21 protein-coding genes, 2 pseudogenes and 1 other annotated feature are annotated in these 20150 nt (G+C 47.4%); of the genes and pseudogenes, 6 read left to right on the top strand and 17 right to left on the bottom strand.

Annotation, left to right across the window (positions count from 1 at the left end; genetic code table 11):
• Window positions 1-56: 56 nt before the first annotated feature.
• Genes T472_RS09200 through T472_RS09190 form a run of 3 tightly spaced genes read left to right on the top strand, consistent with a single transcriptional unit; the run spans window position 57 to window position 1256 of the window.
• Window positions 57-305 (top strand): hypothetical protein, encoded by a 249-nt coding sequence (locus T472_RS09200; protein WP_023387620.1) that lies wholly within the window; start codon window positions 57-59, stop codon window positions 303-305.
• A gap of 9 nt (window positions 306-314) precedes the next feature.
• A complete protein-coding gene (locus T472_RS09195) occupies window positions 315-497 on the top strand; it encodes a hypothetical protein (RefSeq protein WP_023387621.1) in 183 nt (60 codons plus the stop codon).
• 54 nt (window positions 498-551) lie between these two features.
• A complete protein-coding gene (locus T472_RS09190; protein WP_023387622.1) occupies window positions 552-1256 on the top strand; it encodes a Crp/Fnr family transcriptional regulator in 705 nt (234 codons plus the stop codon).
• A gap of 47 nt (window positions 1257-1303) precedes the next feature.
• On the opposite strand, the gene T472_RS09185 is transcribed toward T472_RS09190, so the two are convergent.
• Together T472_RS09185 and T472_RS09180 are read right to left on the bottom strand one after the other, a co-directional pair.
• Entirely contained in the window at window positions 1304-2557 is a 1254-nt protein-coding gene (locus T472_RS09185; protein ID WP_023387623.1) for a sensor histidine kinase, read from the bottom strand.
• A complete protein-coding gene (locus T472_RS09180; RefSeq protein ID WP_023387624.1) occupies window positions 2538-3233 on the bottom strand; it encodes a response regulator transcription factor in 696 nt (231 codons plus the stop codon). Before T472_RS09180 ends, T472_RS09185 begins: the two co-directional genes overlap by 20 nt.
• A gap of 136 nt (window positions 3234-3369) precedes the next feature.
• On the opposite strand from T472_RS09180, the gene T472_RS09175 reads away from it, so the two are divergent.
• Complete coding sequence (locus T472_RS09175) at window positions 3370-3567, top strand: hypothetical protein (protein WP_023387625.1); 198 nt, start codon at window positions 3370-3372, stop codon at window positions 3565-3567.
• Between the two features lie 59 nt (window positions 3568-3626).
• Here T472_RS09175 and T472_RS09170 read toward each other — a convergent pair whose 3' ends face one another.
• From T472_RS09170 to T472_RS09120, 11 genes and pseudogenes are all read right to left on the bottom strand, one after another.
• A complete protein-coding gene (locus tag T472_RS09170) occupies window positions 3627-5063 on the bottom strand; it encodes an MATE family efflux transporter (protein WP_023387626.1) in 1437 nt (478 codons plus the stop codon).
• A gap of 284 nt (window positions 5064-5347) precedes the next feature.
• Window positions 5348-5767, bottom strand: coding sequence for a membrane protein (locus tag T472_RS09165; protein WP_023387627.1), 420 nt, complete (start codon window positions 5765-5767; stop codon window positions 5348-5350).
• 11 nt (window positions 5768-5778) lie between these two features.
• Window positions 5779-6189: pseudogene (locus T472_RS09160) on the bottom strand (phosphatidylglycerophosphatase A family protein); the annotation flags it as partial.
• A gap of 108 nt (window positions 6190-6297) precedes the next feature.
• Window positions 6298-6774: pseudogene (locus T472_RS09155) on the bottom strand (GNAT family N-acetyltransferase); the annotation flags it as partial.
• 63 nt (window positions 6775-6837) lie between these two features.
• Entirely contained in the window at window positions 6838-7230 is a 393-nt protein-coding gene (locus T472_RS09150; protein WP_023387628.1) for an ACT domain-containing protein, read from the bottom strand.
• A gap of 113 nt (window positions 7231-7343) precedes the next feature.
• Complete coding sequence (locus T472_RS09145) at window positions 7344-8339, bottom strand: LacI family DNA-binding transcriptional regulator (RefSeq protein ID WP_023387629.1); 996 nt, start codon at window positions 8337-8339, stop codon at window positions 7344-7346.
• Window positions 8340-8658: 319 nt separating this feature from the next.
• A complete protein-coding gene (gene ileS, locus T472_RS09140) occupies window positions 8659-11775 on the bottom strand; it encodes an isoleucine--tRNA ligase (protein WP_023387630.1) in 3117 nt (1038 codons plus the stop codon).
• Between the two features lie 37 nt (window positions 11776-11812).
• Window positions 11813-12018, bottom strand: a binding site (T-box leader).
• 34 nt (window positions 12019-12052) lie between these two features.
• Window positions 12053-12325, bottom strand: coding sequence for a barstar family protein (locus T472_RS09135; RefSeq protein WP_023387631.1), 273 nt, complete (start codon window positions 12323-12325; stop codon window positions 12053-12055).
• A 14-nt stretch (window positions 12326-12339) separates the two neighbouring features.
• On the bottom strand, window positions 12340-12828 hold the full coding sequence (locus T472_RS09130; protein ID WP_023387632.1) for a ribonuclease domain-containing protein: 489 nt from the start codon (window positions 12826-12828) through the stop codon (window positions 12340-12342).
• 11 nt (window positions 12829-12839) lie between these two features.
• Window positions 12840-13358, bottom strand: a complete 519-nt coding sequence (locus tag T472_RS09125; protein ID WP_023387633.1) for a nitroreductase family protein — start codon at window positions 13356-13358, stop codon at window positions 12840-12842.
• Between the two features lies 1 nt (window position 13359).
• Window positions 13360-13584: a (2Fe-2S)-binding protein gene (locus T472_RS09120; protein WP_023387634.1), complete on the bottom strand. Its 225-nt coding sequence runs from the start codon at window positions 13582-13584 to the stop codon at window positions 13360-13362.
• 238 nt (window positions 13585-13822) lie between these two features.
• Between T472_RS09120 and T472_RS09115 the strand changes: the two genes are divergently transcribed.
• Window positions 13823-14299: a hypothetical protein gene (locus T472_RS09115; RefSeq protein ID WP_023387635.1), complete on the top strand. Its 477-nt coding sequence runs from the start codon at window positions 13823-13825 to the stop codon at window positions 14297-14299.
• Window position 14300: 1 nt separating this feature from the next.
• Window positions 14301-14654, top strand: coding sequence for an SH3 domain-containing protein (locus T472_RS09110; protein ID WP_023387636.1), 354 nt, complete (start codon window positions 14301-14303; stop codon window positions 14652-14654).
• Window positions 14655-14688: 34 nt separating this feature from the next.
• Here T472_RS09110 and T472_RS09105 read toward each other — a convergent pair whose 3' ends face one another.
• From T472_RS09105 to T472_RS09090, 4 genes are all read right to left on the bottom strand, one after another.
• On the bottom strand, window positions 14689-16533 hold the full coding sequence (locus tag T472_RS09105; protein WP_023387637.1) for an ABC transporter ATP-binding protein: 1845 nt from the start codon (window positions 16531-16533) through the stop codon (window positions 14689-14691).
• Window positions 16520-18250, bottom strand: coding sequence for an ABC transporter ATP-binding protein (locus T472_RS09100; RefSeq protein WP_023387638.1), 1731 nt, complete (start codon window positions 18248-18250; stop codon window positions 16520-16522). Before T472_RS09100 ends, T472_RS09105 begins: the two co-directional genes overlap by 14 nt.
• A gap of 105 nt (window positions 18251-18355) precedes the next feature.
• Window positions 18356-19159: a Cof-type HAD-IIB family hydrolase gene (locus tag T472_RS09095; RefSeq protein WP_023387639.1), complete on the bottom strand. Its 804-nt coding sequence runs from the start codon at window positions 19157-19159 to the stop codon at window positions 18356-18358.
• A gap of 21 nt (window positions 19160-19180) precedes the next feature.
• Entirely contained in the window at window positions 19181-20134 is a 954-nt protein-coding gene (locus T472_RS09090) for a phosphoglycerate dehydrogenase (protein ID WP_023387640.1), read from the bottom strand.
• Window positions 20135-20150: the final 16 nt, after the last annotated feature.

The raw sequence follows: 20150 nt of genomic DNA, 5'->3' as shown, positions 1-20150 counted from the left end.
ATGAAAGTCCTTAGTGATAACATGTATAAGAAATTCAATTCCCGGGAGGAAACAATTTGATACTTAATGAAGTAATGAAATTCGTCGAGAGCGAATATATCATAATAAACAACACCCCCTGCGAAATATGCGGCGGAGAATACATAACAGAATCAGTTGGGCTGACCTTCAACAATGGTCACGCCAGCAATGTCACAACCTGTGTCTGCGAGAACTGCGGCAATGAGAGGGAGTTCCTCTTCAGGGCCCCGTTCGTCAGCCAGGCCGATCCGGAATCACAGACTTCAAAAGAAGAACTTAATTAAGGAGTAGCTATGAAACAGGAATTGATTGATGCCATAAACAAGGATATCGAGGAAGCGCTCAACGAAGTGGAAGGTATGGAAGAGAGCCTGAAGGAAGACCCAATGGAAGACCTTATAAGGGAGAAGTTCAAGAGCCTCTTCGACAAAGTGGTTAACCTGGAACAGCTTCTTAAGGATGAAGGTATAATCTAGTCTATGAATCAGGAGTCATCCTGATTTTTTTCTTAGAAAAGGAGGTTAGGATCCATGTTACTCGAAGGAAGCAAGACATGCCGTGTCTGCGGCGACAAGGGCGGAACCTGTGTGGACAGGATCTCCATATTCGATTTTCTTTCACCTGAAGAAAAAAGCATGGTCCTTTCAAAGAGCATCCATAAGTTCTACAGAAAGGGCGAAGTCATATTTTCTCCGGGGGAAGATGGCAGCAATCTCTATATCATAAACCATGGCGAAGTGAAGATCTCCAAGTTCTCATCTGCCGGCAAGGAACAGATCCTCCATATTCTGAAGGAGGGAGACTTCCTCGGCGAGCATTCCCTTTTCGGCAACGAGACGTTGAAGAACTATGCTGAGGCGATGAGGAACACCGCACTCTGCATGATACGTGGTGATGACCTCAAGGCACTTATCCTTCTTCATCCTGAAATGGGTCTGAAGTTCCTTGAGAAATATGCGAAGAAGAACCTGGAAGCCCTGGACCTTGTGGAATCCATAGGCTTATATGATGCAGGACAGAGACTTGCAAAGTACATCCTCGACGAATCAGACAGGACTGGCTCTAACGAAATCACCCTGAGATACAGCAAGGGAATCCTGTCAAACCTTATCGGCACGTCCCAGGAAACGCTGTCAAGAAGGCTAACTACATTGCAGGATTCAGGTATAATAAGGCTTGAAGGTCAGAGAGGCATTACAATCCTTGACCGGGAAGCCCTTGAAGACATGCTATAAAATCCAAAGCAGCGACCCAGGTTGATAAATCTGGATAGCTGCTTTTCTTATACCCTGGCTATTTCCTTCTTTGGTCTCTGGTGATTCTCCCTGGGGAGCACCACTTCAATGACGGTTCCTTTTGTCTTGTTCCTGTATGCCTTTATAGTGCCCCCGTGACATTCGGTGATCCACCTGGCGATTGATAATCCAAGTCCAGTGCCGCCTGTTGTCCTGGCCCTTGCCTTGTCTTCCCTGAAGAACCTCAGGAACACGTTCTCCAGGTTCTCCTCCTTGATTCCTATACCTTCATCCGCAACCTTTATAATAGCCTTGTCCTTCTGGCTTTCAATGACAAGCTCAAGGGCTTCCCCTGTCCCTGTATACTTAAGCGCATTATCAAGTAGTATTATGAGCAGCTGGTGAAGCTTCTCCCTGTTTGCGGTGATGAACACATCCCCGCCTGACACGTACCTGAATGGCTTTTCCTGTATCGAGGCGAACTCCCTGTATATTTCAGAGATCTCCTCCCCGAGGACAGTCAGGTTGAACCGCTCAACCTCCCCCAATGCTTCTCCGGCATCTGCCCTGGTCAGGACCATCAGGTTGGATACCATCTTGCCCATCCTCCTGGTCTCCCTGATTGCAGGCTCGATGTACTCATACTTGTCGATTATCTTCTTCTCAGGGTCCCTCAGCAGCCCTTCAAGCCTGCTCTGTATTATGGATATTGGAGTCCTGAGCTCATGTGATGCGTTCTCCAGGAATTCCCTCTGCCTTTCAAGAGCTTCCTCCAGAGGCTTCACTGCGATGTCTGCGAGGAAATTGCTTATGAAGAGTGAGAAGAACAGTATCACAACGCTGCCGTTGACAAGGATCCTCCTGAGGTTATACATTGCATCTATGTCAGAATCTATATTGTATAGAATCTGGACAGAATACATCTGTCCCCTGTAAATCGCGTCGAATTTGATAGTCCTGTACATGAAATTGCCAGCCGAGACAGTCTCCAGCGAATCCTTAGATTCTGGTGTCAGATGCAGAACATTCTGCAAATACCAGTCAGGCACCGGCATCCTGTCATCAAGGTTTCCATTTCCGTCCCGTAGGACCACAAGCATCTTTGGATTGAAGGGGGTATCGATCTCAAGCACCCGTCCCGAGGCCTTCTGGATCGAGGTCTTGAGAAGCATCAGGTCTGTGTCGACCTTCTCAAGATGGGTCCTTGATACATATGCCAGTATGCTGCCTGAAAAGCCCACTATTATGAACATGAATATTATCGCATATCCAAGAAGCAGCTTATGCTTTCTCTTCTTCATTGGCTTCCTCCAGGGAGAACATGTATCCAAGACCCCTTACGGTCTTGATCGGCAATGTATATCCGTAGTTCTTGAGCGTCTTTCTGAGGTTCGAGATATAGACCTCTACCACGCTTACCATGGTCTCCGAATCAAAGCCCCATATCCTGTCGAATATCTGCTCTTTCGTAAGTATCGTATCCTTGTTTGACAGCAGGTACTCAAGAAGGTCATATTGCTTTCCCTGAAGGAATATTTCCTTCTCACGCAGGAACACCCTTTTCGTCTTCCTTTCGAGCGTAAGGTCCTTGTACTTGATAGACGCTATGTCAGTCCATCTCCCGCTTCTCCTCAGTACAGCTTCAATCCTTGCAAGAAGCTCCTCCCTGAAGAAAGGCTTTACGACATAGTCATCAGCACCAAGTCTCAGCCCCTTTATCTTGTCGTCCACGCTGTCCTTTGCAGTCATGAATATCACAGGTGTACTGATACCTTCTTTCCTTAATGTATCCAGCACCTCGTATCCATCCATCTCAGGCATCATTATATCAAGAAGTATGATATCGTAGATGTCCTTTTCAGCCTCATAAAGTCCTTCTTCACCATCGTAAGCGAAGTCGACGTCGAAGTCCTCCCTGAGATAATCCCCTATGCTGTTTGCCAAGGTCATGTCGTCCTCGATGATAAGAAGCCTCATCATTACACCTCCGGTTAAGATTGGGTCTTGTATTCATTCCATGATAGCATTATGCCCTTAAACAAATTATAAACAATATTTATGCAACGCTAAAGGGTTCAATGCTATAATGTCTCCATAGGACAGGGGGTGTATCATGGATTTTCTGATAGTAATACTTGCAGTGGTGGCAGTGATAATTGCCCTTAAATTCATCAAATCTGCAATCAAGCTGATAATAACACTTTTTATAATATTCCTGGTCATCCGTTATCTTGACCAGAACGGATACATAGACCTTAATTCAATGCTGAATCAAATTGGCCTTGTCTGGAACATGATCTTATCTGCATAATTCAAAAAACCGGCTGGCGCCGGTTTTTTTCATTCCATATAGTATTAAACACTGCAATCCTAGACTGAAACGTGCTCCTTGGCAGCTTCAATCTCCTCGATGACATGATTAATCCTTTCCCTCTCCTCATCCAGTTTCTCAGTTTCCTTCTGCGAAAGCAGCTTGAACTCATATCTGATGAAGAGAACTGTAATTATGGTAGCTAAGGTATCAGCAACGGGCATAGCCGTCCAAATCCCCATCAGACCCATTCCAAAATATCCAGGGAGTATGAGCAGCAGCGGGATAAGCAGGAATACCTGCCTGAGCATGGAAAGGATGAATGACTTCTGGGCCTTTCCTATAGCCTGGAAGAAGTTTGCGCTTATGATCTGGATTCCGATGACTGGGAATGCCATGAAGAACCGCTTTATTCCAACCACTCCGATTTCCCTGATCTCAGGATCCTGGGTGATGAAGTTTATGAATACTTCAGGGTACAGCTGAACCAGCACATAACCGAGGGTTGACACACAGGTTGCCGCGAATACACCTACATTTACCGCTTCCTTGACCCTGTGGAAATTCTTTGCACCATAGTTAAATCCGATTATCGGCTGCAGGCCCTGGTTCATACCGAAAACTGACATGAGGAACAGAACCACAATCGAATTTATGGCAGCATAAGCTCCTATTGCCTTTGCCGACCCATAAGTCATCAGGCTGTTGTTTATGATTATTCCTATGAGGCTTCCTGCAACCTGCATTGAAAACGGAGATGCCCCGATTGACATTATCTTAAGTACTATTTCCCAATGGAATACAATATACTTTTTCCTGAGGGTGAGAAGCCCTTTCCTTCTCAGGAAATAGCTGATCGTCCATATGAAGCTCATGAACTGGGCTATTATTGTCGCCCATGCCGCTCCGACTACCCCCATCTTGAAACCATAGATGAATATTGGATCAAGGATCGTGTTTCCTATTGCTCCAATGAGCATCGTGAACATGGCGACCTTCGGATTTCCTTCAGCCCTTATAATGTTGTTGAGACCGAAGGCTATGGTGTTGAAGGTTGTTCCGTAGAGTATGATCCTAAGGTAATCCATGGCATAAGGTCTGATTGAGTCATTTGCGCCGTATAGGTTGACTATGTCATCTAGGAATATGAGTCCTACTGCGCTCATGAATATGCCGGCTGCGACAAGCATGAACAAGCCTGTTCCGAGTATCCTCTCGGCATCATCATGCTTCTTCTGTCCGAGCTTGATTGAAATGTTGGCTCCAGACCCTATCCCGAACAGCATAGCAAATGCCATCAGTATGAAGGTAACCGGAAGCACTACTCCAATTCCTGAGATGGCAAGGCCTCCCTCGATTGGAATATTGCCAATGAATATTCTGTCCACTATGTTATATAGGGATTGGACAAGCATCCCGGCTATGGCAGGTATGGAAAATCTCAGGAAAAGCTTGTACATCTTTTCCTCCCTCATAAGGGTTTGCCTGTCAGTCATAATTTCACTCTCCTTGATATGCTAAAAATACCATTCACTTTATTATCTACAAAACAGTATTTTATCATATTTTCATAATTTTATCAAACACGTTCTAATTTTCAATCGCCATGGTACTAATCACCCTATTCCAAGAATCAGGTGATCGCATTTGCGGACCCGTAATATCGGCACAATCTTAGCTATTAGCAATGAAAAATCCAGACTGCATGCCAGTCTGGAAAGATATCAGTTTGAAATTCTTGTTTCTCGTTATTTCAGGGCCCTGGAAAATAGATTACCATCTACCAATTGATGAGCACCAGTCCAAATATGCATAGCACAGCTCCTGCTGCCTTAACAAGACTGAAGTCCTCCCTGAAGAATATTATACCGATCGGGATTATCGTTATCGCAAGAAGTATGTTTGCGACAAGAGATCCGGTGCTTATATTCCATCCTGACCTGAACGCCATGAGGTATCCGAATTCAAGACCTGCGATGGACAGTCCGAGTACCAGGCTTGTCCAGTTCAGGTCCTTCATACCACTGACAAGTCCCTTTCCTGACTTGTCAAAGATTGACGCTATTACTACAGCTATAGCGGCTGCCGCATAAGTCGCAAGGAGCGCCGTGAACGGACTTGCATTCTCAGGCGTTAGCTTCAGTGAAACATTATAGAGGATGTTCGAAACCACTATTATCACTATAGACCAGAAATACATTCCCTTACCTGTCACTTTCTGTCCGAATGGGCTATCCTGCTGGCTGCAGCTGCAGCTATTGCCGCAACAAGGTCATCAAGGAATGTATGCACCTTGTTATGATGCTTCATCATGTCAAGCTCCTTGATTATCCCTATCTTTTCCTTATCCAGATAGCCATAGTTTGTGAGGCCTATGGTTCCATACACATTGACTATCGAAAGTGGAATTATCTCATCTATGCCATAAAGAGGCTCATCGCTCTCCACTATGCTCTGCAAAGGCTCAGGAAGACCCTTCAGTTCAGCTATCTCGTCCAGAGCCACACCCGTAAGGATCGCATGGATGATCTCCCTTTTCCTTAGCACCTGCCTTATGTTCTCTAGACAGATTTCGATGGTAAGGTCCTCATGATACTTCTTCTGAAGGACCATTACTATTTCTGCAATATCAGCAAGCCTTACCCCTCGCCTCTCCAGCGTTTCCACAGTCATCCTGTATAGTTCCTCCATATCGTACCTGTAAGCCATGTTATTCCTCCTATAGTAATTTTCAGCAAGTGCAACCAGAGTATCCCCTTCCAGCCTGTACATTGTCCAGTCTGACATCGGTCTCGCACCAAGCGACAGATAGAAATCGATGCTTTTCCTGTTCCAGTCAAGGCATGACCATTCGAAACGGCCACAGCCCCTTTCAACTGCAATTCCAGCAAGCTTTCTCATGAAAGCCTTGCCAAGTCCCCTTCCTCGGTATTCCTTGCGGATATAGAGGTCCTCCAGGTAGATGCCAGCTCTTCCTAGAAAGGTCGAGAAGTTATTGAAGAATAGGGCAAAGCCGGCAGGGATACCCTCAAATTCACCGATTATTACCTCCGCCTTTTCCTTTACGAACAGCCACTCCTTCAAAATTTCAGGAGTCGCGACTACCTCAGAAGCAAGGTTTTCGTATTCTGCGAGCTCCATTATGAATTCCAGTATGAGGTCAGTATCTGAAGGTGATGCGAATCTGAATGTGATGTCTGTTGTCATGCTTATCTCCCTTGATCCATTAAAACTTGGTAATCCTGTATTTATTTGTTGCAGATATCAGCATCATGTCGTTCTCTCATATACCTTGAAGCCATTATCCGCCAATGCCCCGACTGCCTCGGATACCTTATCATCCTTTACCAGTATATAGTCCGTATCGAAGGTGGATATGGCAAAAATGCTTATCTTCTTCTCTGCAAGGATTCCGCTGATCTCTGCAAGTATCCCGACAAGGGCAAAGTCAAGCGGTCCTATGAGCTTCAGGACCCTCCATCCCCTTTCACACCTTATCCCTTCCGGTATGGAAACTTCAGGGCAGGTCACTGACAGCTCATCATGAGCAGCTGAAATTGTTATGAATTCACCTGCTGCCCATTCCGGAAACCTGCTTCCGCCTTCAAGCCTTGCTACTCCATAGCTTCCTGCCAGAAGCTCGATCCCTATGGCATCTCCCATCTTGTCTCCCCTTTCAAGCTTACCCAGCCTGTCAAACCATCATCCATATCACTATAATATTATAAATTAAGATAAAAAAGGACTAAGCCTTAGGCTTCGTCCCTTTTGGTGTCCTACTTTACAGAATCCCTCTCAACCAGATGATACTGGAGTTCATACTGCTCCTCATCAAGAGGCTTGTTGTTTATGATCTTTATCAGCATCCTCATTCCGACCGATCCCATGTCATACATAGGCTGTGCTACGGTCGTTATCTTCGGATAGAAGATCGAAGCCTCATAAATATCGTTGAAGCCTATTACGTCCACTTCTTCAGGACACTTGATGCCCTTGTCCCTTAGTGCGTTTATTGCGCCCATTGCGATTTCGTCAGATGCGCAGAAGACCGCATCTATGCTGCCGTTCTCAAGTATGACGTTTATACCCTTGTAGCCTGCAGGAGCCTTGGTGTCTCCATAATACAGGAGGTCCGGATCAAGCTCTATGCCATTGTCCTTGAGAGCCTTCTCATAGCCTTCGTATCTCTTGGCCACGGCGTTCTTCCTGTCCTTCTTCATTCCTATGTAGGCGATCCTCTTGTTGCCCTTGTCGATCAGGTATTTGGTCGCATCGTATGCGGCCTTCCTGTTGTCGATGGTTACGCTTGGATGCTTCTTGCCAGGTGCCTTTGTCTCCACAAGCACTGTCTTAAGCTCAAGCTCGTCTATAAGGTCAAGTATTTCAGGGTCAAGCTGTGAACTCATGTAGAGCATTCCGTCCACCATCTTTTCCTTGAGGACCTTGATATATTCCTTTTCCTTGTCAAGGTCAGTATCTGAATTGCAGAGTATTATGTTGTAGTCATATATGTTGGCTACATCCTCCGCACCTCTTACTACCTCAGGATAGAACTGATTCGATATGTCGGGAATCAGTATTCCAATTGTCTTGGTCTTTTGAGTCTTAAGACTCCTTGCCACTATGTTTGGCCTGTAATTCAGTGCCTGGATCGCATCCTGCACCTTCTTCTTGGTATCATCATTCACCACGTCAACATTGTTCAAAACCCTTGATACGGTTGCGATTGAAACCCCCGCCAACTTAGCAACATCTTTGATTGAAGCTGCCATTATAATTCACTCCCCTATATTCGATTAATAAGCCTTCTAAACCATATCTTGATATTATACTACAGATTGCCTTGTGTTCCTATTATTTCAGGCTATCATTTTCATTCATTTTCATAAAATCACGAACAATAGCCAATCATTTCTTTTCAATGTTTTAGAGTAAACCTTATCATTTTTATTATAATACATTATCTGCAAAATTGTTCCCTGTTTCAATAAAAAAGTATGAAAATCCGAAGATTTTCTGAAATATTTACATGTATCCGGCGGGCAAATGTAAAAAGTCAGGCCGCAGGTAAATCCCGCGGCCTAAATCCACTTACTTTGCAGCGACCTTTGCTCCCATCATCAGCTTTTCGCCATTGATGTTCGCCTCCTGGGAACCCTCCTCCTCACCGAACCTTATGTCCAGAGTGAGTGTCTCCTTCATGATATGTTCGCTGTTCTTTCGTATTATACCTTCGATCAGGTCATTGCCGCTTACGAAGAGTATTATCTTGTCAGCAACCTCAAACCCTTTTTCCTTCCTCATGGTCTGGATCTTGGATATGACTTCCCTGACATTACCTTCCTCTCTCAGCTCCTCGGTGATGTTTGTGTCAAGGACTACGCCAAGCTCACCTTCACCGGAGAATGCAAAGCCTTCGAGTCCCTGCATGGTTACAAGCAGGTTTTCGCTTGAAAGACCGATTTCCGTTCCCGAAACGTTTATAAGTACAGTTTCTCCCCTGTCTACCCTTCTTGCGAGAGTCATCTGGTCCATCTTGCCGATCTCAGCCTTGATGCCAGGTATGAGTTTTCCAAAAGCCTTGCCAAGCACTGGAAGGTTTGGCTTGATCTCATAGTTGACGTACTTTGAAAGGTCAGCTCCCAGGACAACTTCCTTGACATTCAGCTCATCCTTTATTATGTCACCATAATATTCCGGAAGCTCCTTCTCTGAAATGAGCATGGAACTGAGCGGCTGCCTGTTCTTTATGTTCGCTGCGTTTCTTGCGCTCCTGCCAAGCTTCACAAGGCTGTACGCAAGATCCATCTGCTTCTCGAGCTCCTTGTCCACACACGCTTCGATGCATGACGGGAAGCTTGTGAGATGAACCGATTCAGGTGAGCCCTGGTCAAGACCCTTCACAAGGTTCTGATAGACCTCTTCAGTCAGGAACGGTATGAACGGCGCAGCGACCTTTGTCAGGGTAACAAGCACCTCATAAAGTGTCGTGTATGCCCCTATCTTGTCTTCAGTAAGCCTGTCGGACCAGAACCTTGCCCTGTTCCTCCTGACATACCAGTTTGAAAGCTCATCGGTAAAATCCTCGATGAGGAGCGCAGCTCCTGTGATGTCATAGGAATCCATATGCTCCTCGACACCCTTCACAAGGCTGTTGAGCTTTGAGAGTATCCACTTGTCCATTATGTTCTCAGACTGGAACTCCCTGTACTCCAGCGGATTGAAGTTGTCGAGCTCAGCGTAAAGGACATAGAAGGAATATACGTTATAGTATGTTGATATGAACTTCCTCTGGCTCTCCGCAACATCCTCTTCCGAGAACCTTACCGGCAGCCATGGGGCTGATGCTGTAAGGAAGTGCCATCTGGTCGCGTCCGCTCCGATCTCTTCAAGTATCTTCATCGGCTCTACGACATTCCCCTTATGCTTCGACATCTTGATGCCCTTCTTGTCCAGCACATGTCCAAGGACGATGCAGTTCTGGAAGGAGCTCTTTCCAAAGAGCGCGGTGCTTATCGCAAGGAGCGTGTAGAACCATCCCCTGGTCTGGTCAACAGCTTCTGATATGAACTGTGCGGGGAAGTTCTTCTCGAATATCTCCTTGTTCTCAAACGGATAGTGCCACTGTGCGAAAGGCATGGATCCGCTGTCAAACCATGCGTCTATGACTTCGTGGGTCCTCTTCATGGTCCCGCCGCACTTCTCGCACTTCAGGAACACCTCATCAATATAAGGCTTGTGGAGCTCGATGTTCTCAGGAACGTCGATGCCCTTTTCCTTGAGCTCAGATATTCCCCCTATGCATTCCCTGTGTCCGCATGAGCATTCCCATATCGGAAGCGGAGTACCCCAGTACCTGTCCCTTGAAAGGCTCCAGTCAATTACATTCTCAAGGAATTTGCCCATTCTTCCGGTCCTGATGTTGTCAGGGTACCAGTTGACGCTGTCTGAGTTTTCCATGAGTTCATCCCTGAGCGAGCTCATCTTTACAAACCAGCTGTCCTTGGGATAATAAAGGAGTGGAGTATCGCATCTCCAGCAATGAGGGTATGAATGTAAGTATTTGTCCTTTGAGAACAGCTTGTTCTCGTGCTCCAGCCAGTGGAGTATCTCAGAATCAGCCTTCTTTACGTTCATTCCTGCAAACGGAGTGACTTCATCAACGAACTTTCCTTCAGCATCAACAAGGTGGATGAAAGGGATGTTGTTCCTCATTCCCACATTGTAGTCATCCTCGCCGTATGCAGGTGCTATATGGACTATTCCGGTACCATCTGAAAGTGTTACGAAATCTCCGTGTATCACGAAGAACGCCCTCTTTTCAGGAGTGTGGAATGGTATGAGCTGCTCATAGTCCTTTCCAAGGAGCTCCTCACCAAGGAATTCCCTCACAACCTCATGCTCAAGGTCCTTGAGAACTGTCCCGATAAGCTCCTTGGCAAGTATGAGGATCTCCTCCCCAACCTTCACCTCCGCATATGTGAAGTTCTTGTTCAGGGCAAGTGCCGCATTTGAAGGCAGTGTCCACGGCGTAGTGGTCCACGCGAGTATGTACTTGTTCTCCTCGCCCTTCAGCCTGAACTTCGCTATGGCCGTTGTGTCCCTTACATCCTTGTACCCCTGCGCGACTTCATGGGAAGAAAGTCCGGTTCCGCATCTCGGGCAGTATGGCATGACCTTGAAGCCCTTGTACAGAAGGTCATTTTCCCACATCGTCTTAAGGGCCCACCATTCTGATTCGATATAGTTGTTGTCAAATGTAACGTATGGATTGTCCATGTCGACCCAGAATCCGACCATGTCAGACATTTCCTTCCACATTCCAACGTACTTGAATACGCTCTCCTTGCACTCCTTTATGAAGTTTTCAACTCCAAAGGCCTCAATATCCTGCTTGCCTGATATACCCAGCTTCTTCTCAACTTCAAGCTCCACGGGAAGTCCATGGGTATCCCAGCCTGCCTTCCTTAACACCTGGTATCCCTTCATTGACTTATACCTTGGTATAAGGTCCTTGACAACCCTGGTCAGGACATGACCTACATGGGGCTTTCCATTGGCTGTAGGAGGTCCGTCATAGAACGTGAAGGACTCACCATCAGGATTGAGCGCATAGCTCCTGTTTATGATGTCCTTTTCCTTCCAGAGTTCCCTCACCTCTTTTTCCATACCTGTAAAGGTCTTTGATCCGTCAACCTTCTTGTACATTGATCACAACTCCTTAATCTAAAAAAGACCTCACCCAAAATAGGGCGAGGTCTCGCTATACCACCTAATTTCAAAAGGCACCATCATGCCCTGTCCTGTAACGGAGGATTCCCGTGCTGGCTTACTTCATTTTCGGCCTGCATGCTCCCAGGTGATTTTCATTTCCCTTTCCGGAGGCCTTGCACCAGACGGCCACTCTCTGTACGGTTTTGAAAAATTACTCTTCCTGCTCAACGCATTTTAATCGTTAATATTATAATACATGCGCATAATGCTGTCAATTGCAGTATCTTACCGTGATCCTCGGATTTTCGTCAGCAGCTTCGTCAATAGTGGATAGAAGCCTCTCTCCGTACTCACCCATTTTTTCAAGTGCTGAACCTCTGTTGTATATCCTTATTTCAAACGGCTCATGTATCGTAGCAAGAAGGTCCCAGAGCGCATCAAGATTCCTTCCGTAGTAATCAGGGAAGCCAAGCTTTCTCTTGAGGTAAGCATGAGCCACTTCCCTGCTGATCATCCTTTTTCCATTGAGGATAGCTTTTCTCATCCCTGTCCCTCCCGTCAGTAGAGTTTCTTGAAGCTTGCATAGTGGTCGCTGGTGAAATAGATGAGACCGTCATTGGAGAATACTATCCTGTCATCTCCCCTGAAGCCCCCTTCATAGTTGACATCACATTCATACCAGACCCTTCCTGTTGCTTTCGGAAGCAGTCCTTCACGGTTTCCGAACCTGTCTCCGCCGATGACCAGCTTGTCGCTGACCTCCCACAGGTTTCCCTTGCCTGCAACCCAGCCAAGGTCCTCTGCCTCGTCCTTGGTTATGAAGTTTTCAGGAAGCTTTCCAAACGTATGTATGTACTCCGCCACATCGTCCTTTGTATAATAGTGGCCGTCCTCCCTGAGCTTCGCTTCCTCAGTCCCTGATGGGACAGTCACATTCGATGGAGATGTCCCGATTGTCTGCCCTGTCCCGCTCGCACAGCCTGAAACCGTGAAAGTCATAAGAATCAGGACAAGGAGTCCTGCAAGAATCCTGTAAATCTTCTTCATAAAGCAACCCCTCATTCGGTGTAGTATCCGTTGAAGGACACGAATTCGGACAGGTTCTTCCTCATCCTCAGAGTGTGCCTTTCGTCTGAGTATCCAAGCGGCGATATGGCAACCACCTTCACGGTTTCAGGAGCCCCAAGTGCAGCCCTTACCCCATCTGCGTCGAAATTCCCCATCCAGCAGGTGGAGAGACCCAGCTCCTCAGCCCTAAGCATCATGAATGAAAGGGCTATGGCTGCATCTATTGTCCCGGCAGGTTCACCGCACTTCATCACCCTGCAGTTGTCAACGGAACATATTACCATTAGGGCCGGTGCCTCAAGGGCATAGTTCTGCCCGTTGAGATGTGGTCTCAGCCTTTCCTTCACTGCATCCTCAGTCACAGCTACGAACTTCAGGCTCTGCAGGTTTCTTGCAGTGGGAGCCAGCCTCCCTGCGTCAAAGACCTTCAGTATGAGACTCTTGCTGACCTTGTCAGGCTTGAATCTCCTGGTGCTTCTCCTGCTGTTTATGGCTGCATGTACATCCATATCATACCCACTCTCCGTTCATGTAGCCTTCAAGGAGGGCAGCGATCTTAGGTCCGCATCTTCTCCCTCCGCAGCCTCCACTTCCAGAGCCCACTTCCTTGTTGACCTTCACTACTGTGTCGGCTCCTGCTCTTATTGCATCCTTTATCCTTTTTCTCGGAATCGCCTTGCACAGACAAACCTTAGTCAGCTTGTCCAGAATTTCCTCATTAAGTCCATTCTCCATACGGCACCTCCTGTATTCCTGATACCATTCTACCACACAGCAAAAATGCATACCTTCGCAAAAACCATTATTCACAATGTCCTAACAATTTGTAAACATCGCAACGCAGAATAAGCTTTAAAATCATCATATGCGCTACCGGACAAGGGTCTATGCTCATTTTGCCGAAGTCCTGGCCTTGTTGAGTTTTGTCCCTCAACGTGCAATAATGTACTTATACGACAAAAGAGGTGCAATTATGACAAATAAGATCATTGTAGTAGCCCACAGCATAATGAACCAGTCATCGCTTCCTGAGGACAAGAGGATCTCCAATGGAGCTCTCCCTTTGGTTTCTGACCTGGTCGCACTGGGCCTTGACATTGTGCAGATTCCAGACGTCCAAAAATTCTATTCGTTATATGTGAATAGGTCTTCTGAAGACAAGGAGACAGCTCCCGAGAGCTTTGAAGTCTATGTAAAGAGAACATTGGTACCCTATGTGGAACAGGTCATGGAAAAGGTCAAGTCGGGTCATGAATTCGTTGGAGTCCTGACTTACCGGGGAGATGAAACCCAGAGGATGGAACCTGAAACAAGTCCTGTCATGCTTGAGCTTTTCAGGCTTTTCGACAGGAACTGCATGGCGACACCCTACTATGAGATAAGTGAGAACCTGGAGACTGAGGAAATGGATCTCCTTATCACTGAGATCATCGAAACTTTAGGCATCTGATATGAAATACAGAGTTGTCTTTCCACATATCGCCAACGAGATCAACTTCCTTGACCTTAAGAAGGGTGACAGGGTAGTCAAGGGTGAGGAATTCATCGGGAACCCCGTATGGAAGAACTGGGTATATTGCATTTCCGAAGGGACTTTAAGAGAAGGCTGGATACCAAAGCAGCTCCTGGCCGACCTGGGTGAGGAGTATTACCTGACTGAAGACTATACCTCGAAGGAGCTTGACTGCAGCAAGGGTGACATACTCATCCCTATGAACGAGATGAACGGATGGGCATTCTGCGTTAATCCAGAGAAGCAGACCAGAGGCTGGGTACCTCTTGCAAAGCTTGAACTGATGATATGAAAAAGCTCCGGCGTCTAAGATCCGGAGCTTTTATTCATATGTCCTCACCTATGTTCGCATACTGTATGCTGTGCATCCTGTAATAGCGTCCCTTCCTGTCCATGAGTTCCTGGTGGGTACCCTGTTCCGCTATCGTACCGTCCTCGATGAACAGAATGAGGTCAGCCTCCCTTATCGTCGAAAGCCTGTGTGCTATCATGAAGCTGGTCCTGCCTGACTTTATCCTCTTCATCGCCTCCTGGATCCTCAGTTCAGTCCTTGTGTCCACCGAGCTTGTGGCCTCATCAAGTATCATTATGGACGGATCAGAGAGCACAGCCCTGGCGATAGCAATAAGCTGCCTCTCTCCCTCGGAAAGGGATGATCCAGACTCCCTCAGGTCAGTATCATATCCTTTTGGAAGCCTCATTATGAATTCATGGCAGTCTGCAGTCTTCGCCGAAGCGATTACATCCTCCAGAGATGCGTCAGGTCTTGAATACGCAATATTCTCCCTTATCGTACCTGAGAAGAGGTAAGTATCCTGAAGCACCATACCGAAGAGCTTCCTGAGGTCGCTCCTTCTGATCTCACTTATATTGCAGCCATCGATCAGTATGGTTCCCGAATCCGCCTCGTAGGACCTGTTCATAAGGTTCACGACCGTAGTTTTTCCGGCTCCTGTTGGCCCTACCAGGGCAACAGTCATACCCCTTTCACATCTGAAGCTTATGTCCCTGATTACAGGTTCTCCCTTTCTGTATGAGAAGCTTACATTCCTGAATTCAACATCCCCGAATGCCTCATCAAGCCTTATTGCAGCTTCGCCATCAGGAGTCTCCTCCACTTCATCCATGACCTCAAAAACCCTTTCAGCTCCAGCCACAGCAGACTGAAGGGTATTGAAGATGCTTGCAATATCAGTTATGGGTCTCGTGAACTGCCTTGAGTATCCCAAAAATCCCGCTATTACTCCGATAGAAATGATGCCCCTGTAGCTAAGTATCCCTCCAAGAATTGCGATTACCGCATATCCAAGGTTGCTTATCACATTCATCGCCGGCATAAGAGCTCCAGAAATTATCTGGGCCTTAAGGGATACCTTCTTAAGCCTATCATTGACCGCAGTGAACTCGTTCAATGATTCCTCCTCCCTGCCGAATGCCTTGAGCACCTCAAATCCTGAAATGCTCTCCTCCATGTACCCGTTCAAAGCTCCCAGGTCCGCCTGCTGCAGCTTGAAAAGCCTGGATGTCCGCCTGACAACCTCTCTGGTGGCAAGGGCCGACAAAGGCAGCGTTATAAGGGCACCAAGTGTCAGCACGGGGCTAAGGGAGACCATAAGGATGAAGGAACCGGTGACTGTCATGACCGCATGCATGAACTGTACCGAAGATCCCGACAGGGATGTGGAAATATTGTCAACATCATTTGTCAGCCTCGACATGAGGTCTCCATGGCTTTTCGTGTCATAGAAGAACATCGGCAGCTTAAGGAGCTTTGAAAAAACCGCTTTCCTCAATCCTAGCACAACTCTCTGCGAAGCTCTGGCAATCAGGACACCCTGCAGAACCGACAGCATTGAATCAGCCAGATATACCGAGGAGAGTGCCATAAGGATGAGTCTCAGCCTCTCCATGCCAGCGCCTTCAGCGACCGTGTCTATGCTCCTGTAGATAAGGTATGGTGCTGAAAGGCTAGCGAGATTTCCAAATGCCACAAGGATGAATGCTGTAATGAAGAGTCCCTTCTGAAGCTTAAGGTATCCCCAAAGCCTCAATAGCGTACCCTTCATGTCCTTTGGCTTCTCTGCAGGACCTCCGAACCTCCTGTGGCCAGGTCCTGCTCCTTTAATCCCCTGAAGTCCGTAATCCTGGTTCTTCCCCTTATCTTTCGCCATCTTCCACCTCGCCTATCTGGGACCTGTAGATTTCCCTGTACTCCTTGGATTCAGCCAACAGCTCCTTATGGGTACCGAGTCCGACAGAAATTCCCTTGTCAAGTACGAGTATCATGTCGCAGCCCATGACTGATGTTATCTTCTGTGCTATAAGGACTGTTATCATGTCCTTTGCTTCAGATTTGAGGGACTTCCTTATCCTCGATTCTGTGACAGCATCCACCTTGCTGAAGGAGTCATCGAGTATCAATATGTCAGGTCTCCTTATCAGTGCCCTCGCGAGGGATATCCTTTGCTTCTGTCCACCGGATAGGGTCATGCCGCCTCTTCCGACTCTGGTATCCAGACCATCCTTTGATGATTCGATGAACGCCGAGGCATCAGCAAGACTTAGCGCTTTCCTGATCTCATCATCAGAAGCGTCACCTTTCCCCCAGCGCATGTTCTCCCCGACAGTGCCGCTGAAAAGCACGGGTCTCTGAGGAACTGCAGCTATTTTCCCCCGAAGCGAGGAAAGCCTTATCAACTTCAAGTCCATGCCTGACAGGCTGATGACTCCATATTCCGTGTCATAGAGCCTGAGAATAAGGTTTGCCACCGTTGTCTTTCCGGATCCGGTCGACCCAATGATCCCAAGCGTCTCACCTGACCTGACCTTGAAGCTTATGTCCCTAATTGCGCATATTCCTGAACCTTCCGGATAGGAGAAGGAAACTTTGTCGAACATAAGCTCCGTTACCTGACCCTTAAGCTCATTTTCCCCGTCCATTTCCCCTCCTGCCGAACTGAATACCTCATCTATCCTCTCATGGGATGCCTTTGCCCTGACAAACACATTGAATATGTTTCCTATCATGTGGATGCTGAACAGAAGCTGTGTCATGTAGTTCACCATTGCCATCAGCTGCCCTGGCATTATCTCTCCATTTGAGTGGAACCTCCCGCCAAGGTACAGTATCGCTGCAAGTGTAAGGTTCACCACCAGAGCGATCATGGGACTGAAGAATGACATGGTGCGCATCGCTGCCTCGCTGTCACTTGCAAGCCTTCCGCCGGCCTCACCGAATGCCCTTCCTTCAGACGCCTCGCTCCCATAGGACTTCACTACCCTTACACCGGAAAGATATTCCCTCACTCCGTCGTTCACCCTGTCGAGGGATGCCTGCATCCTTCGAAAAAGCGGATATCCTATCCTCACATTAAGGTACATCAGTCCTATTACGACAGGCAGCACTGCGGTTACAACCATGGCAAGCCTGCTGTCAAGTCTCCAGGTCATGAACAGGCTGCCAAGGAATATCATTGGTGCCTTGACGAATATCCTCATCATCCCGCCGGCAAAATTCTGCATCTGTGTCACATCGCTTGTAAGTCTGGTCACAAGGGACCCTCTGCTGAAGCTGTCCATCTCATCCATTGAAAAGCCCTGTATCTTTTCGAACATGTCTCGTCTCAGGTCCTTAGCGAATTCAGTCGCTACAGTATTTGAAATTATGTTGCGCGAAAATGCGAATACAGCACCTATTGCGGTAAGCCCGAGCATGAGTCCGCCCTGCCTGTATATGTGCTGAAGGTCACCCTTCAGTACCCCGCCGTCTACCAATGACGACATGAGGTACGGCTGCGTCAGGTCAGCTGCCGTCTCAAGCATCAATATTATAATAGCCAGAAAGAACATCCTGTGATGTCTCCTGAAGTACTTACCAAGATATCCCATTACACACCGCCTGCACCATAAATATTCCAAACAACTCGATTATATACCAAATGTCATCCTAATGGCATAAAAAGCATAAAGGAGCAGGGGTTCCCCTGCTCCTCGTCATAGAAGCTTCAGCACATGATATACGCCGTCTTCGTTGTTAGTGTACTCCGTAACATTGCTCCATTTGGACAGGAGGCTTACGTCCCCGTTCTTCATGGCAATTCCAATACCCGCATACCTGAGCATCTCGATATCATTCAGGCTGTTGCCCATTGCTAGTATCTCGCCGCTTTCTATTCCAAAGTGGCTTGCGACAAGCCTGAGACCCCGTTCCTTGGAAATCCCCTTCGGGATTACGTCAATGGAATTGGAGATCGACGTTGTCACTGTCACATCGATTTCACTGAGCTTCTCATCCAGGACCCCGTAGTGGTCTTCCTTGTAATAGACTACGATCATGTTGACATCCTCATTCACATTTTCACTGAGCTTGCCAACAACCTTATAGTCGATATGGGAGTTCTTGCAGAACTCAAGGGACTTCTCATCAGGCTCCTTGATATGCAGGACATCATCTACATATACCTTGGTATACAGCCCTCTCTCTTCCCCATAGGCCATTATCTTCCTTGCTTCAGCGATCGGGATCTTAGTCGTGAAATCATGGTCGACTGAAGGTATCACTACCTTTGCGCCATTGTAGCAGACTACCGGGATCTCTACCCCAAGCTTTTGTCTGATATGGTCAGCGGCCTTCCATGTCCTTCCCGAGACCAGAGCCACATGCCTGCCTCTGTTTATAAGGTCCTTTATCGCAGATACTGTCCTTTCCGAAACCTCATGGTCATCACCTATGAGTGTTCCGTCAATATCCAGAGCGACAAGCCTTACCCTATCCAGCGCTTCCCTGTCTAGTACCATATGTTCCTCCTGACTTTCTGATTATCTTGCAAGGTACTTGGGCTCCTGTCCTTCAAGTATGCTTGCAAGCCCTTCAACCGCCATGACTCCCATCCTGTCTGTTGCATCCGTGGTAGACGCTCCGCAATGAGGAGCGAGGAGAATGTTATCAAGCTCCAGAAGCCTGTTTCCGACCGGCGGCTCAACCTCGAACACATCCAGTGCAGCTCCTGCGATCACCTTGTCCTTCAGAGCGTCGTAGAGCTCCGATTCATTGACTATCCCGCCTCTTGACGTGTTTATGATGAATGCTGTCTTCTTCATGAGTGCAAACTCTTCCCTGCCTATGAAGTGATGCATCTCCTTTGTGAGCGGAACATGCAGGGATATGAAGTCAGCCTCCTTAAGAAGTGTCTCCTTGTCCACATACTTCATCCCGATTTTGTCAGCAAATGCCTGGTCCGGATAAATGTCGAAGGCAAGAACATTCATGTCAAAGCCTGTAGCCCTCTTCGCCATACCCTTGCCTATGGCTCCGGTACCTATGATACCTATGGTTTTGCCATAGACTTCAGTTCCTATGATCTTTTCCCATCTGCCGCTCCTTACTACCGCATCCAGCTTCCCGACGCTTCTGGCAGCTCCCAGCATAAGTGAAAAAGCGAAGTCCGCAACGGATTCGTTGTTTGCACCAGGAGTGTATGTGACTGCTATCCCAAGCTCCCTGGCAGAAGCCTTGTCGATATTGTCTGTTCCCACGCCGTACTTGGAGACCACCTTGAGATTCTTACCCGCACTAAGCACCTTCTCAGTGACCGGATCAAGCCCGACGATAAGACCGTCGATATCCTTGACTGCCTCTGCCAGCTCGTCCTCACTCAGCTGCTTACCTGTCTTGTTGACTAATACCTCATAGCCAAGCTTTTCAAGCATCTCAAAAGGTACCCTGCTTGTCTTTCCGAACGACCTTGGTGTAACCAGAACCTTCTTACTCATTTCGCACCTTCTCCTT

Source organism: Youngiibacter fragilis 232.1 (assembly GCF_000495435.3).
Classification (GTDB): Bacteria; Bacillota; Clostridia; order Clostridiales; family Clostridiaceae; genus Youngiibacter; species Youngiibacter fragilis.
Note: the sequence above shows the minus strand (reverse complement) of the source record. Positions and strands in the feature narration are given on the sequence as shown.

Coding starts and splice junctions, on each gene's coding strand:
- T472_RS09170 (WP_023387626.1), bottom strand. CDS start 5,063: ATGACTGACAGGCAAACCCTTATGAGGGAGGAAAAGATGTACAAGCTT.
- T472_RS09125 (WP_023387633.1), bottom strand. CDS start 13,358: ATGGATGTACATGCAGCCATAAACAGCAGGAGAAGCACCAGGAGATTC.
- T472_RS09145 (WP_023387629.1), bottom strand. CDS start 8,339: ATGGCAGCTTCAATCAAAGATGTTGCTAAGTTGGCGGGGGTTTCAATC.
- T472_RS09150 (WP_023387628.1), bottom strand. CDS start 7,230: ATGGGAGATGCCATAGGGATCGAGCTTCTGGCAGGAAGCTATGGAGTA.
- T472_RS09110 (WP_023387636.1), top strand. CDS start 14,301: ATGAAATACAGAGTTGTCTTTCCACATATCGCCAACGAGATCAACTTC.
- T472_RS09185 (WP_023387623.1), bottom strand. CDS start 2,557: ATGAAGAAGAGAAAGCATAAGCTGCTTCTTGGATATGCGATAATATTC.
- T472_RS09135 (WP_023387631.1), bottom strand. CDS start 12,325: ATGAGAAAAGCTATCCTCAATGGAAAAAGGATGATCAGCAGGGAAGTG.
- ileS (WP_023387630.1), bottom strand. CDS start 11,775: ATGTACAAGAAGGTTGACGGATCAAAGACCTTTACAGGTATGGAAAAA.
- T472_RS09165 (WP_023387627.1), bottom strand. CDS start 5,767: ATGTATTTCTGGTCTATAGTGATAATAGTGGTTTCGAACATCCTCTAT.
- T472_RS09090 (WP_023387640.1), bottom strand. CDS start 20,134: ATGAGTAAGAAGGTTCTGGTTACACCAAGGTCGTTCGGAAAGACAAGC.
- T472_RS09100 (WP_023387638.1), bottom strand. CDS start 18,250: ATGGGATATCTTGGTAAGTACTTCAGGAGACATCACAGGATGTTCTTT.
- T472_RS09105 (WP_023387637.1), bottom strand. CDS start 16,533: ATGGCGAAAGATAAGGGGAAGAACCAGGATTACGGACTTCAGGGGATT.
- T472_RS09180 (WP_023387624.1), bottom strand. CDS start 3,233: ATGAGGCTTCTTATCATCGAGGACGACATGACCTTGGCAAACAGCATA.
- T472_RS09115 (WP_023387635.1), top strand. CDS start 13,823: ATGACAAATAAGATCATTGTAGTAGCCCACAGCATAATGAACCAGTCA.
- T472_RS09095 (WP_023387639.1), bottom strand. CDS start 19,159: ATGGTACTAGACAGGGAAGCGCTGGATAGGGTAAGGCTTGTCGCTCTG.
- T472_RS09190 (WP_023387622.1), top strand. CDS start 552: ATGTTACTCGAAGGAAGCAAGACATGCCGTGTCTGCGGCGACAAGGGC.
- T472_RS09175 (WP_023387625.1), top strand. CDS start 3,370: ATGGATTTTCTGATAGTAATACTTGCAGTGGTGGCAGTGATAATTGCC.
- T472_RS09130 (WP_023387632.1), bottom strand. CDS start 12,828: ATGAAGAAGATTTACAGGATTCTTGCAGGACTCCTTGTCCTGATTCTT.
- T472_RS09195 (WP_023387621.1), top strand. CDS start 315: ATGAAACAGGAATTGATTGATGCCATAAACAAGGATATCGAGGAAGCG.
- T472_RS09120 (WP_023387634.1), bottom strand. CDS start 13,584: ATGGAGAATGGACTTAATGAGGAAATTCTGGACAAGCTGACTAAGGTT.